General features: G+C 68.3%; 10 protein-coding genes. 5 read left to right on the plus strand and 5 right to left on the minus strand.

The window, feature by feature from the left end; genetic code table 11:
• Nucleotides 1–30 precede the first annotated feature (30 nt).
• Nucleotides 31–1,524, minus strand: a complete 1,494-nt coding sequence (locus tag BKA04_RS10580; protein ID WP_104096385.1) for a DEAD/DEAH box helicase — start codon at nucleotides 1,522–1,524, stop codon at nucleotides 31–33.
• A gap of 194 nt (nucleotides 1,525–1,718) precedes the next feature.
• On the opposite strand from BKA04_RS10580, the gene BKA04_RS10585 reads away from it, so the two are divergent.
• The 3 genes from BKA04_RS10585 (at nucleotide 1,719) to BKA04_RS10595 (ending at nucleotide 4,659) form a co-directional block, all read left to right on the plus strand.
• A complete protein-coding gene (locus tag BKA04_RS10585; RefSeq protein WP_104096386.1) occupies nucleotides 1,719–2,441 on the plus strand; it encodes a ferritin-like fold-containing protein in 723 nt (240 codons plus the stop codon).
• A 68-nt stretch (nucleotides 2,442–2,509) separates the two neighbouring features.
• A complete protein-coding gene (locus BKA04_RS10590; protein WP_134542297.1) occupies nucleotides 2,510–4,006 on the plus strand; it encodes a sensor histidine kinase in 1,497 nt (498 codons plus the stop codon).
• Entirely contained in the window at nucleotides 4,003–4,659 is a 657-nt protein-coding gene (locus tag BKA04_RS10595; RefSeq protein ID WP_104096388.1) for a response regulator transcription factor, read from the plus strand. Before BKA04_RS10590 ends, BKA04_RS10595 begins: the two co-directional genes overlap by 4 nt.
• A gap of 78 nt (nucleotides 4,660–4,737) precedes the next feature.
• Here the strand turns inward: BKA04_RS10595 and BKA04_RS10600 are convergent, their stop codons facing one another.
• From BKA04_RS10600 to BKA04_RS10610, 3 genes are all read right to left on the minus strand, one after another.
• Nucleotides 4,738–5,163: a hypothetical protein gene (locus tag BKA04_RS10600; protein ID WP_104096389.1), complete on the minus strand. Its 426-nt coding sequence runs from the start codon at nucleotides 5,161–5,163 to the stop codon at nucleotides 4,738–4,740.
• A 132-nt stretch (nucleotides 5,164–5,295) separates the two neighbouring features.
• Nucleotides 5,296–5,586: a hypothetical protein gene (locus BKA04_RS10605; RefSeq protein ID WP_104096390.1), complete on the minus strand. Its 291-nt coding sequence runs from the start codon at nucleotides 5,584–5,586 to the stop codon at nucleotides 5,296–5,298.
• Nucleotides 5,586–5,810: a DUF3107 domain-containing protein gene (locus tag BKA04_RS10610; RefSeq protein WP_104096391.1), complete on the minus strand. Its 225-nt coding sequence runs from the start codon at nucleotides 5,808–5,810 to the stop codon at nucleotides 5,586–5,588. The genes BKA04_RS10605 and BKA04_RS10610 overlap by 1 nt, the downstream gene beginning before the upstream one ends.
• 174 nt (nucleotides 5,811–5,984) lie before the next feature.
• Here BKA04_RS10610 and BKA04_RS10615 point away from each other — a divergent pair, with 174 nt between their 5' ends.
• Nucleotides 5,985–9,098 (plus strand): ATP-dependent DNA helicase, encoded by a 3,114-nt coding sequence (locus BKA04_RS10615; protein ID WP_167309731.1) that lies wholly within the window; start codon nucleotides 5,985–5,987, stop codon nucleotides 9,096–9,098.
• A 4-nt stretch (nucleotides 9,099–9,102) separates the two neighbouring features.
• On the plus strand, nucleotides 9,103–12,315 hold the full coding sequence (locus BKA04_RS10620) for an ATP-dependent helicase (protein ID WP_104096393.1): 3,213 nt from the start codon (nucleotides 9,103–9,105) through the stop codon (nucleotides 12,313–12,315).
• 7 nt (nucleotides 12,316–12,322) lie between these two features.
• On the opposite strand, the gene BKA04_RS10625 is transcribed toward BKA04_RS10620, so the two are convergent.
• On the minus strand, nucleotides 12,323–13,183 hold the full coding sequence (locus BKA04_RS10625; RefSeq protein WP_104096394.1) for a LysR substrate-binding domain-containing protein: 861 nt from the start codon (nucleotides 13,181–13,183) through the stop codon (nucleotides 12,323–12,325).
• Nucleotides 13,184–13,217: the final 34 nt, after the last annotated feature.

The raw sequence follows: 13,217 nt of genomic DNA on the forward strand, positions 1-13,217 counted from the left end.
GACGCGAGCAGACGCCCGCGCCGGACCCGGTCAAGCGGCGGGGGGAGTGGTTCCCGTACTCGGGCGACGCGTACGATTGCGGCGGCGCCGCGAAGGGCCGGAGCCGTCGTGCGTGCCCGCGCCTGCCGGCCTCTGGGCGCCCGCGGCCTGCTGCGAGTCCGTGGCGTCCACGGGGCGGCCCGCCCGCGACCTCGTGCGTTCGCGATCACCCGTCCGAGGGACGCCGTGGGATGCTGCCGTCCCGTCGGGTCCACCCCGTCCGCCACCGCGCTGGCCGCCCTGCCGCGTGCTGCCGTGTCCGGCGGTCGCCGAGCGGGGCTCGCGTTCGCGGGCCGGTCCGGCCGACTTCAGCCGACCCTTCGCATCCGTCGGGATGTCGAGATCCGAATACAGGTGAGGGGAGGAGGAGTACGTCTCGACCGGTTCGGGGATGCCCATCTCGAGCGCGCGGTTGATGAGCCCCCACTTGTGCATGTCGTCCCAGTCGACGAAGGTCACCGCGATCCCGGTCTTGCCGGCGCGACCGGTTCTTCCTGCACGGTGCAGGTAGGCGTCGTGGTCCTCGGGAATGGTGTGGTTGATCACGTGGGTGACGTCGAGCACGTCGATGCCACGTGCCGCGACATCCGTGGCGATGAGGATGTCCTTCTTCCCGGCCTTGAACGCGGCCATCGCGCGCTCCCGCTGCTCCTGGTTCAGATCGCCGTGGACGGCCGCGGCGTTGAAGCCGCGGTCATTCAGCTCCTCGACGAGTTTTGCCGCCGCACGCTTGGTGCGCGTGAAGATCACGGTCTTGCCCCTGCCCTCTGCCTGCAGGATGCGCGTGATGACCTCGTCCTTGTCGAGCGCGTGCGCGCGATAGACGATGTGCTTGATGTTCGCCTGCGTGAGGCCCTCGTCGGGGTCGGTGGCCCGGATGTGGATGGGCCGGTTCATGAAGCGACGCGCGAGGGCGACGATCGGGCCCGGCATCGTCGCGGAGAACAGCATGGTGTGACGTGCGGGCGGTGTCTGCGCGAACAGCTTCTCGATGTCGGAGAGGAACCCGAGGTCGAGCATCTTGTCCGCCTCGTCGAGCACCATGACCTTGACATGGGCGAGCGAAAGCATCCGCTGGCTGGCCAGGTCGAGGAGGCGGCCTGGTGTGCCGACGACGACCTGCGCGCCGGCCTTCAACTGTTCGATCTGCCCTTCATAGGCCTTTCCGCCGTAGATCGCGACGACCTGGGTGGAACGGTTCGAGGACGCCGTGACCAGGTCTTCCGCGACCTGCACGCACAGTTCGCGCGTCGGTACGACGACGAGCGCCTTGACGCCCGGTTCGGGGTCTTGGCCGAGCTCCTGAAGGAGCGGGAGGCCGAACCCGAAGGTCTTGCCCGTTCCGGTCTTGGCCTGGCCGATGATGTCCTGCCCGCTCAATCCGAGGGGGATCGTCTGGGACTGGATGGGAAATGGTTCGAGGATGCCCTTGGCGGCGAGAGCGTCGACCATGTCCTGGTCGACGCCGAGATCTGAGAATGTCAAGTTGTGAAGCCCTGTCTTGGGTGGTGAGGTTACGCCCGTTCTCTCCCAGGGCGCAGGGCCCCGCCAGTGTGGGGGCCGATACCAGTTTAGAGGAGCGGGAGGCGGCAACCTGCCAATCGGCCCCGGCCCGTCGGATTCTGGACTCAGTCGGCGCACCCAGCCGGCTCGCGAGGCGGCGACGCTAGGCTGTATTCGTGGTCACCCTGTTCCCCCGTCGCAAGAAACGGCCCTCTCCGACGAGGCACCGCTCGCGACGTCCGAACCCTGACCAGGTCGTCAATCGGGTCGGACTCAGCGAACTCACGCCAGAGTTTCCGCGATTCCTCGGCCAGGCCGCGTACCTGCAGTTGTCGTTCTTCGAAAACCTGTCCCGCGCGGTGACCGGTGCGCCGACGACCGCATCGAAGGAGGCCCTGAGCAAGGTGGCTGCAATCGCTCTCGCCCGTCACCACGCCCTTGTCGCCGAGCTCGAGAAGCTGGGCAGGGATCCGAGCGAGGCGATGGAGCCGTTCGTCGCCGAGATCGACGCGTTCCAGGTTCGAACCCGGGGCAGCGACTGGTCGGAGACACTTCTCGCGTACTACGTGGAATCCGGCATCCTGGACGACGGATTCGTCAATATCGCGGAAGGATTCGACCGCGAGCAGGCGGAGCGCATCGCCGAGCTCCTCGACGACGACGAGCCGAGCACATTGATTTCCGGCCAGCTGCGCGCGGCGATCGGGGAGAACCCGCGACTCGCATCCCGGCTCGCGCTCTACGGGCGCCGCCTCGTCGGCGACGTGCTGCTTCTCGCCCGATCCGGTCTTGATCTTCCCGAGGACACCGCACCGGATGACGAGCGCCTCGAACCGGTGCTCACCGAACTCATAGCCGATCACACCAGACGGATGGACGACCTCGGACTCACCGCCTGATCGCGACGAACTCGTCTCGATCGGGGATCCTGCGGTGTCGGCGAGAGGCGACTTGCGATAATGGGACGATGTCGCGACAGCGCGATTCGCAGAGGCGGATGACGGGCGGCGGTGCCGGTCGCCGCCGCGGCTTCTCCGTCCGATCCCGGATCATCGTGGCGATTCTCGCCGCCACCGCGATCGGACTCGCCGCGTCGGGAGTCGCGTCATATCTCGTACAGCGCCAACGCGTGCTCGCGTCGGTCGACGACCAGCTGCTGCAGACCGTCGTCGAGTTGCGCGCGATCGCCTCGGAGACCGACTCCGCCACGGCTCCCCGGACCGTCGATGCGATGCTCCGTGCATCGATGCAGCAGCTCATCCCCTCCCCGAACGAGAGTGTGCTCGGCCTGGTCGACGGGATCCCCGCATTCATTCCCTCCAGTTCGCTCCCATTCCGCCTCGACGAGGACCCTGCGCTGCTGAAGCGCATCGTCACGGAGGCGCATCCCACGCGGGTGGTCATGGGGACCGCGGACTCGACGATGGGGACGCTGCGGTACATCATCATCCCCGTCTCGTTCGAGGGCGATACCCATGAGGGCCTGTACGTCGCCGCCATCGACCTGGACTCGGTCCTCACCGACGTGCTGGACTCGTTCCGCACCTTCGTCGTCGTCGCGCTCATCGCGCTCCTGCTCATCGGGCTCGTCGTCTGGTTCATCGCGGGTCGGCTGCTCCGCCCCATCCGCATCCTGCGCAAGGCTGCGGCGGAGAACACCGCGACGGACCTCTCGGCGCGAATACCCGTGACCGGGCGGGACGACCTCTCGGAGCTGACGGAGACGATCAACCGGATGTTCGAGCGACTCGAGGACGCCTTCTCCAGTCAGCGCCAGCTCATCGACGATGTCGGCCACGAGCTGAAGACCCCGATCACGATCATCCGCGGCCACCTCGAGCTCCTCGACGCGAAGAAGCAGGACGACGTCGACGCCGTGCGCGCCCTGGCCATCGATGAACTCGACCGGATGAGCACCCTGGTCCAACAGATCTCCCTCCTCGCCGAGTCTGGGACGCCCCAGTTCATCGAGCGGCACGAGGCGGATATCGGCGCGCTGACCAGTGCTGTGGCGGCGAAGGCGCATGCGCTCGACCCTGCGCGTGACTGGGTGGTCGAATCCCGAGCGAGCGGTACCTGGCTCATCGACGCGGGGCGTCTCACCCAGGCGTGGCTCCAACTGGCCGGTAACGCTGCGAAGTACTCGACGCAGGGAACCGCCATTTCACTGGGAAGCAGGCTCGAGATGACGAGAGCCGGCGAGTCGTTGCTGCTGACTGTCCGCGATGTCGGACCCGGCATTCCCGCCGACGTGCAGGGCGCGATCTTCGAGCGGTTCCATCGGCTGGAGTCGAGTCGGAACACAGAAGGTTCGGGGCTCGGACTCTCCATCGTCTCCGCGATCGCCCGGGCGCATGGAGGCACGGTCACACTGACGAGTGTGGATGGCGAGGGGTCGCTGTTCACGATCCGGGTTCCGGTGGAGCGGGGACCCCGTGAGGATGAGGACGAGGACGAGACATGACTCGCATACTGATCGCTGAGGATGAGACGCGGATATCCTCCTTCGTGGAGAAGGGGCTTCGGGCGGCCGGTTACGCGGTGGCGACGGCAGCGGATGGGCCATCGGCGCTCGACGAGGCCAGGACCGGCCAGTATGCCCTCATGATCCTGGACATCGGAATTCCGGGCCTCGGCGGATTCGACGTTCTGGAGACTCTGCGGGGCGAGGGCAATGGGATCGCCGTCATCATCCTGACCGCCCGCGACTCCGCCGTCGACACTGTGCGCGGCCTCGAAGGGGGCGCCAACGACTACATGGCGAAGCCGTTCCGGTTCGACGAACTGTTGGCGCGTGTGCGACTCCGGTTGAAGGAGGTTCAGGCCGAACCGACGGAGTCCCTGGTGGCCGGCGACCTCGAACTCGATGTCCGGACCCGCCGGATCCTCGTCGACGGGACCCCGGTCGCGCTGTCGGCGAGGGAGTTCGCGCTCGCAGAAGAGTTCATCCGACACCGCGACCAGGTGCTGAGCCGAGAACAGCTTCTGAGTCGCGTGTGGGGACTGGACTTCGATCCAGGGTCGAATCTGGTCGAGGTCTACGTGCGATACCTGCGAGCGAAGATCGGGGCCGACCGCATCGAGACGGTGCGGGGCATGGGGTACCGCTTAGTGTGAGATGGCCAGGGAGCGACTCACCCGAAGAGTCGTTCCCTGGCCAGTTCTGCCGGCGCTGCGCGCCGCAGAACTCTCCGATCACTGGTTCTTGGCGTGTGCCTCACCCTGAACGGAGATTGCACCACCGGGCGTCACGACCTCGACGCCGGCCTGCTCATGTGCCCAGGCGCTGATCTCCTGGCCGGTCATGCTGCCCTTGACGGTCGAGGCATCCTTGGACGCATCCTGGGGCGCGACTGGCGTGACGGAATCGGTGGTCCCATCCTGCTCGCCCTCCACCGTCGCGTCGGTGTTCGTTCCGAACAGTCCCTTCGCGTTCGCGTTGGCGTGCATCGTGGCGGTTTCGCTGGCGTGCGTCGATGCCGGGCCGACGCCGTCCACCTTGAGAACCTGTCCCGGTGCATCCGAAACGGTCAGCGAGCCGGTCGCGGCCCACGCACCACCGGCGACGAGGACGACACCCAGGACGCTGGCAGCACCAGTGACGATCAACTTCTTCAACATGTTCTGACTCACATTTCCGCAGTTTGGTTTCGAACTGCTTCACTGACTCTCGCAACCGCGGATGAGGTGATCACGAGAACCGGATGAGAAAGTTCTCATCTGCGGAACGCATCGGTTTCGCCGGGGGCTCGGCTACGGCCGGCTGAGCCGCTCGAAGAGCGCTTCGTCGTGGTGCCTGCGGCGGGTGGCGATGAGCAACGGGGTCACGAGAGCCGCGAGGCCGCCCGCGCCGAGGCTCACCCACCAGATCCAGCCTCCGTCGAACGGCCATCCGGCCCAGGTCAGGGCGGCCCAGACCACCGACGCGACCGTCGCACTGATCGCGGGGAGGAGTGCGCTGCCGTATGTCGCGCGACCGGGAAGAAGGTAGCGAGGCACGAGCCCGATGAGGATGGCGCCCATGACCACGAACAGGAGTTCCATCAGGCGACGAAACCGATGCGGCGGGATGACTCGGAGCCGACCTCGATGTAGGCGAAGGTTTCGACGGGAACGAGGAACACCCGACCCTTGTCGTCGACGAGGCGGATGAGCTTCGCGTCGCCCTCCAGGGCCGTCGCCACGATCTTCTCGATGTCGGCCGCCGACTGGTCGGACTCGAAGCTCAGCTCACGCGGGCTGTTGATGATGCCAATGCGAATGTCCACCTGCCCAGATTACGACAGAACCGGGTCACCGGTCCGCTCGTTCGTCAGGAGCGGACAACGGAATGGCCGACGTCGCGCCGGACGGGTCGCGAAGGGATGCGGCGCAGTGCGGGCGCCCGCGAACGGCGACGGGCGCCCGCCGGGTTGTCCGCGGCGTGGGATAGTTTGGCTCTCGTGACGGTCAAGGGGTTTGTGCGCGCGTCGGGCACGGTGCCGGTGCCCACCCTCGACGCTGCCCAGCGCGAGGTCGTCGACCTTCCGGATGCGGCATCCGCTGTCGTCGTCGGCGCACCGGGAACCGGCAAGACGACGACCATCGTCGAGCTCGTGGCCGAACGGGTGCTCGCGCGCGGCTGGTCGCCGGGTGAGCTCGTCGTGATCGGGCAGAGCCGATCGACCGCGACAGCACTGCGTGACCGACTGGCCCTGCGTCTCGCGGTGCCCACCGAGGGTCCGCTCGCACGCTCGATCAACTCGCTCGCCTTCGAGGTCGTGTCGTTCGCTCGGCGTGCCGCGGGTCTCGCTCCGCCGCGGCTACTGACCGGTGGCGACCAGGACAGCGACATCGCCCAACTGCTGGCCGGACACATCGAGGACGGGTCCGGGCCCGACTGGCCGGAACCCCTCGGCGCCGACGTTCGGGCGCTGCGCGGTTTTCGCACCGAGTTGCGCGAGACCATGATGCGCGCGACGGAGTATGGTCTCGATCCCGCACGACTGCGTCAGCTCGCGACGCAGCACGGAAGGCCGGAGTGGGCGGCCGTCGCCGACTTCCAGGTCGAGTATCTGCAGGTCATGGGCGAGCTCCGTCCGGACCAGCTCGACGCGGCAGAGCTCACCGCCATTGCGAGCCGATCGATCGCTGCGGGCGTCATGCCCGAGGCCGTGTCGAGGCTCAGGCTCGTCATCGTCGACGACCTGCAGGAGGCGACCAGGGCGACCACGTCGATGCTGAGCGCGCTCGCCGGGCACGGCGTGAGCGTCATCGCGTTCGGCGACCCCGATGTCGCGGCGAACGCGTTCCGTGGCGGCGAGCCGGATGTCGTGGGCCGCTTCGGCGCTGCGCTCGGAATCGACGGCGTGCGCACCATGAACCTCATGACGTCGCATCGGCAGGATGCGACTCTTCTCGCCCTCACCGGCGCCGTGACGGATCGAATCGGCACGGCGGGCATCGTCGGACACCGGTATCCGGCCCCGGCCCCCGACAGTGCAGTACAGGACGACGGTCGCGTGGAGACGATCAGCGGTTCCACCCCCGCGCGGCTCTGGTCGACCATCGCTCGGCGCCTGCGCGAGCGGCACCTCGAGGACGAGACCCCGTTCGAGCGGATGGCCATCGTGCTGCGCAGCGGCGCACAGGTCCCGGCCGCCGCCCGTGCTCTCGCGCTCGCCGATGTGCCGACCCGAACCGCGGTCGGCGGCATGCCATTGCGCGAGGATGTCGCAGCCCGTGCCCTCCTCACGGTCGTCGACGTCGGCATCGGCCGCACCGCGCTCACCGCCGAGTCGGCGGTCGAAGCCCTGCTGGGCCCCTTCGGTGGACTGGACCGGCTCGGACTGCGCCGACTGCGGCTCGCGCTCCGCACGGAGGAACTCGCCGGCGGCGGGCACCGCACGAGCGACGAACTGCTCGTCGAGGCGCTCCAGGCTCCCGGGCGCTTCGCGACGATCGACCATGCGGCGGCGCGGAGTGCTGGAAGGCTCGCGGAGACCCTGGCCGAGCTGGCAGCCGGGGCGGCCGGCGGATCGTCGATCGAGGAGCTGCTCTGGCTCGCCTGGGACCGCAGCGGACTCGCCGCCACCTGGCGGCAGCAGGCTCTCGGCGCCGGCATCCTGGCCGCAGAGGCCAATCGGAACCTCGACGGCGTCCTCGCGCTGTTCACCGCGGCGAAGCGCTTCGTCGAGCGCGAGCCGGAGTCGCCGGCGACCGTGTTCCTCACCGGGGTGCTCGACGCGGAAGTACCCGAAGACACCCTCTCGCCTCGGGCCGCGGCGGATGCCGTGCTCGTCACGACGCCGAGTGGCGTGCTCGGGCTCGAGTTCGACACGGTCGTCGTCGCCGGGCTGCAGGATGGCGCGTGGCCGAACCTGCGCCCCCGTGGATCGCTGCTCTACCCCGGTGAACTGGTGCTCGCAGCGAACGGGATCGACGGGGCGACCATCGACTCCCGGCGGGAGGTGCTGGCGGACGAGTTGCGGATGTTCGCGCTCGCGGTGTCCAGGGCGAGCCGGGAGGTCATCCTGGCCGCGGTGGCGAACGAGGACGAGGCGACGAGCGTGTTCCTCGAACTCGCGCCCGACGGTGCGCAGGCGACGTCGGCGGGTTCTCTTCCTCCCCACTCGCTCCGTGGGCTCGTGGGTCGGCTGCGGCGAGAGCTCGTCGTCGGGGGAGGGGCCGGCGCCGCAGGCAACCTTGCCCTGCTCGCAGCGTCCGGGGTGCCGGGCGCGGCTCCCGAAGAGTGGCACGGTATCCAGGATGCGTCGACGACGGGGCCGCTTTACCTTGATGAGGAGACGGTGCCGGTGTCGCCGTCGAAGCTCGGCGCCTTCGAGCAGTCCCCCGTCGATTGGTTCATCGAGTCGATCTCCGGCACGCAGTCGAGCACAGCGATGGGCCTCGGCACGATCGTGCACTGGGCGATGGAGACGGCGACCGCCGCGGATGTCGACACGGTCTGGGCCGCCATCGAGAGCCGGTGGAACGAGCTGCTGTTCGAGGCCCCCTGGCTCGCAGAGCAACAGCGACGGGCGGCGCGCAGGCTCGCCGCCGCCGTCGCAGAGTACCTCGGGGACTTCGAGCGCGACGGCAAGACGCTCGTCGGCGCGGAGAACCGCTTCACCCTCGACGTCGGACGTGCCCGTCTCAACGGCTCGATCGACCGGGTGGAGCGCTCCGCCGACGGGAGCGTCGTGATCGTCGACCTCAAGACCGGCGCGGCGGAGACCAGCCAGGCGGTCATCGACGAGTTCCCTCAGCTCGGCGCCTACCAGCTCGCGTACGCATCCGGAGTGCTCGATGAGACACTCGATCCGCTCGGCGAACACCACGCCGGCGGCGCCAAGCTCCTCTTCGTCAAGGAGGGCGTGCGCGGCAAGTCCTATCGCGAGGGCGTGCAGGCGCCGCTCACCGAGGAGCAACTGGAGGAATTCCGGGAGCGCATCCGGCTCGCGGCGATCGGAATGGCGCTCGGTAGTTACACCGGGCCTCGCGTGCTCGACCCCTTCGGCGTGGGCGACACGGCGAAGCGGGCGCTGCACCGCGTGAGGGCGGTGTCGAGTGACTGAGCGGATGCCGGGACCATCGAACGCGAAGCGGGTCGGCGCCGACGAGCTCGCGGACGCACTGGGGCTCCCGCGGCCGACCGACCAGCAGAGAGCTGTCATCGAGTCGGACCTCGGTCCCTCGCTCGTCATCGCCGGCGCGGGAAGCGGCAAGACCGAGACCATGGCGAACCGCGTCGTCTGGCTCCTCGCGAACGGTCACGTCGAGGCGGGCGAGATCCTCGGCCTGACCTTCACGCGCAAGGCGGCGGGTGAACTTGCGGAACGCATCCGGAAACGTATCGGGCAGCTGGCGAAGTCCGGGATCGTGTCCACGGAGTACGACGCCTTCGATCCGCCGACCGTCTCCACCTACAACTCCTTCGCGAATTCGATCTTCCGCGACAACGCGATCCTGCTCGGACGGGAGACCGATGGCAGCGTCCTGGGGGAGGCATCCGCGTGGCAACTCGCACGCTCGATCGTCGTGGCCAGCCGCGACGAGCGGCTCGCGGGACTCGACCGGAGCGTCGATCAGCTCACCAATGCCGTTCTCGACCTCAGCCATGCGCTGAGCGAGAACGTCGCAGATCCGGTCGCGGTGAGCGCGATGGCGGAGCGGTTCGCCGGCCTCGCGGAGCTGCCGAACGGAGGGCGCGGCGAGTACCAGAAGGCGCTCGACCTCGTGGCGTCGGTCGGCACGCTTCCCCTCCTCGTCGACCTGGCCGTCCAGTTCTCCGCGGCCAAGGCGCACAACGGTTTCGTCGAGTACTCCGACCAGGTCATGCTCGCCCTCCAGGTGATTCGCCGCGTTCCGCGGGTGGGCGATGAGCTGCGCGATCGGTACCGCGTCGTGCTGCTCGACGAGTACCAGGACACGAGCGTCGTGCAGACCTGGCTGCTCTCCGAACTCTTCGCAGGGCACCCGGTCATGGCCGTCGGCGACCCGAACCAGTCGATCTACGGATGGCGTGGTGCGAGCGCCGCGAACCTCGAGCAGTTCGCGACCGGGTTCGGTCGCGGCGGGTCGGACGCGATGCCGGTGCGGGAGTTCGCTCTCTCGACGAGCTGGCGGAACGGCCACGGTATCCTCGCGGCAGCGAACACCGTTGTCGAGCCCCTCATCGCTGCGACCTCCGTATCGGTCGAGAAGTTGACGGCGTCTCCCGTTGCGACGGACTTCCCCCTCGAGGTGCGTTTCGAGGAGTCGATTCGGGACGAAGCTCGAGCAGCGGCCAACTGGCTCAGCGAGAAGCTCGCGAGTCCAGAGATCCGCTCGACGCTGAAACCCGGACAGGAACCGACTGCCGCGATGCTCTTCCGCGCGCGCCGTACCCAGGCGGTCTTCGTCGAGGCGTTGCGCGAGGCTGGCGTCCCGTATCACGTGCTCGGGATCGGCGGGCTGCTCGACGAGCCGGAGGTGGCCGACCTCGTGAGCGCGCTCACCGTGGTGAACGATCCGGCGGCCGGCTCGGAGCTCGTGCGGCTGCTGGCCGGCTCGCGCTGGCGAATCGGGGTGCGTGACCTGCACGCGCTCAGCAGGCTCGCCTCCTGGTTGCGCGACCGCGACCACGCCCAGCAGCCGCTCGATGAGGAGACGAAGCAGAAACTGCGGTCCTCGGTCGCCGAGGGGGAGGGCGGTTCGATCGTCGACGCCCTTGACTTCGTCGCGCATGCGAGGGCCGGCCACAGCATGCTCTCCGCGTTCAGCGATACCGGCCTGGATCGGCTGCGGGATGCCGGCCGCGTGTTCTCCCGCCTGCGGTCGAGGGCATCCATCGACCTGCTCGACTTCGTGACGCTCGTCGAGCAGGAGTTCCGGCTCGACATCGAGACGATAGCGAACGATACCCGCTCGGAGGGTGCCGCGAGCATGGAGGCGTTCTTCGACGCCCTTGGCGCGTTCCGGGCCGTCAATGACGGTGGGACTGTAGGGAGTTTCCTCGGCTGGCTGCGTGAGGCCGTGCGTCGCGATGACCTCGCACCGCGCCCGGAGGATCCAGAACCCGGCGCCGTGCAGCTGCTCACGATCCACGGGGCTAAGGGGCTCGAGTGGGATCTCGTCGTCGTGCCCAGGATGGTCGTGGACGAACTCCCCGCCAAAGCGAGGGACACGAGCGGTTGGACCGCTTTCGGCGCACTTCCCTACGAATTCCGCGGCGATGCCGAGAGCCTCCCCGATTTCCCCTGGCAGGCCGCGGAGTCGCGCAAGGATCTTCTCGACCGTCACGACGACTTCAAAGCCGGTGTGAAGGCCAGGCACGAGCTCGAGGAGCGTCGGCTCGCCTATGTCGCCGTCACGCGCGCGCGCCACGCGCTGCTGCTCACCGGATCCTTCTGGTCCTCGCAGGCCGGGTTCCGGGCGCCGAGCCCGTACCTCGTCGAACTCCAGGAGGCCGGGATCATCGACGGGCTTCCGGATGCCCCGCTGGACCAGGAGCGACCGGAGGCCGAAGAGGCAGAGCCTCTCCGGTGGCCGAGCGACCCGCTGGGCGGGCGTCGAGAGCGCGTCGAGCGCGCTGCCGAGCTCGTCCGCACTGCGGAGCCCGGAGCATCCGGCACGCTGGGGCGCGAGCTCGAGCTGCTTCTCGCCGAGCGTGAGCGGATGCTGGCCGCCGCGGAGTTCGTCGCTCTCCCGAATCGGGTCCCAGCCAGCCGGTTCAAGGACTTCGTGACCGACCCGGCCGAGGTGGCCGCCGGGATCCGTCGCCCCATGCCGGAGAAGCCGTACCGCGCGACACGACTCGGAACGCTGTTCCACTCCTGGGTCGAGGAGCGGTCGGGGCTCGGTGGTTCCCGTGAGGTCATCGACTCGCTGTCGGACGAGCTCGAGACGGAGGACGTCGCGATCGACGCCGCAGAACTCGAGAGGCTGCAGGGGATCTTCGAGCGTTCGGCCTGGGCGGGGATCCAGCCTGTCGAGGTCGAGCGCGAACTGCATCTGCCCTTCGACGGGCGCGTCGTGATCTGCAAGATCGATGCCGTGTACGAGCGCGACGGCCGCTTCCAGATCGTCGACTGGAAGACCGGCAAGGCTCCGAAGAACCCGGAAGAACTCGCGGAACGACAGCTTCAGCTCGCCCTCTACCGCCTGGCGTTCGCGAAGTGGAAGGGCATCGACCCGAGCAGCGTCGACGCGGTCTTCTACTACGTCTCCGACGACCGGGTCATCGAACCGGACCGCATCTACGACGAGGAGGAGCTTCTCGCGCTCTGGCGGGCGGCGACAGACCCGGGCTGAGCGCTGCTTACGGCACAGCGCGCAACTGCACCGGCCGGCCCATGATGGCCGAGGCGAGTGCCTCGACCGGCTCGCGCGGCGCCGCCGGGTTCTCGACGAGCGCGAAGTCGACATCACCGACCTCCGGCAGTCCCATCGAGGACGGCAGCTGGACGAGATCGGCGGGGATGAGCGACTGCGGGAACACGGCGATGCCGATCCCCGCCCGCACGGCGGCGAGCACCCCGTTGACCTCCTTGACGTTGCACGTGATGCGCCACGTCCTGCCCACCGATTCGAGGGCCCGGATGGCGAAGGTACGGCTGAGGCTCGGAGCCTGGTAGACGATGAGGGGCAATGGCGCCCCGGCGTCGATCGTGACGCTCTTGTGGCCGACCCACACCATCCGGTCGCGGCGCACGAGCCGACCGAGCGGCTCACCGGACTCCTGCTTGACGAAGACCAGGTCGAGCTGTCCGGCCTGGAGCCGACGCATGAGCGACCCACTCTGGCTGACAGTGAGTTCGAGGTTGATCTGCGGATAGAGCTGCCGGAAGTCCCGCAGCACCTGTGGCAGCTGGGTGAGTGCGAGGTCATCCGCCGAACCGAATCGCAGCCGCCCGCGCATCGCCGAACCGGTGAAGTAGCTCGACGCCTCGTCGTGTGCAGCAAGAATCGTGCGAGTGAATCCGAGCAGGGCGTCCCCGTTGTCGGTCAGCCGCACATCCCTCGTGTCCCGCGCGATGAGGTTCCGCCCCGCGGCGACCTCCAGTTTTCGGATGTGCTGGCTCACCGTCGGCTGGCTCAATCCGAGCAACTGACCGGCCTGCGTGAAGTTCAGGGTTTCTGCGACGGTGGCGAAAGTCTTGAGCAGAACGGGATCGAACATCCTCCAAGTATTACAGACGCGAATGGGAATTATA

Origin of the sequence: Terrimesophilobacter mesophilus (genome assembly GCF_014200375.1) — a bacterium.
Lineage (GTDB): Bacteria > Actinomycetota > Actinomycetes > Actinomycetales > Microbacteriaceae > Terrimesophilobacter > Terrimesophilobacter mesophilus.

Excerpts from the sequence above, each read along its gene's own strand:
- BKA04_RS10590 (WP_134542297.1), top strand. The coding sequence starts at position 2,510 with ATGTCGCGACAGCGCGATTCGCAGAGGCGGATGACGGGCGGCGGTGCC.
- BKA04_RS10595 (WP_104096388.1), top strand. The coding sequence starts at position 4,003 with ATGACTCGCATACTGATCGCTGAGGATGAGACGCGGATATCCTCCTTC.
- BKA04_RS10600 (WP_104096389.1), bottom strand. The coding sequence starts at position 5,163 with ATGTTGAAGAAGTTGATCGTCACTGGTGCTGCCAGCGTCCTGGGTGTC.
- BKA04_RS10605 (WP_104096390.1), bottom strand. The coding sequence starts at position 5,586 with ATGGAACTCCTGTTCGTGGTCATGGGCGCCATCCTCATCGGGCTCGTG.
- BKA04_RS10620 (WP_104096393.1), top strand. The coding sequence starts at position 9,103 with ATGCCGGGACCATCGAACGCGAAGCGGGTCGGCGCCGACGAGCTCGCG.
- BKA04_RS10625 (WP_104096394.1), bottom strand. The coding sequence starts at position 13,183 with ATGTTCGATCCCGTTCTGCTCAAGACTTTCGCCACCGTCGCAGAAACC.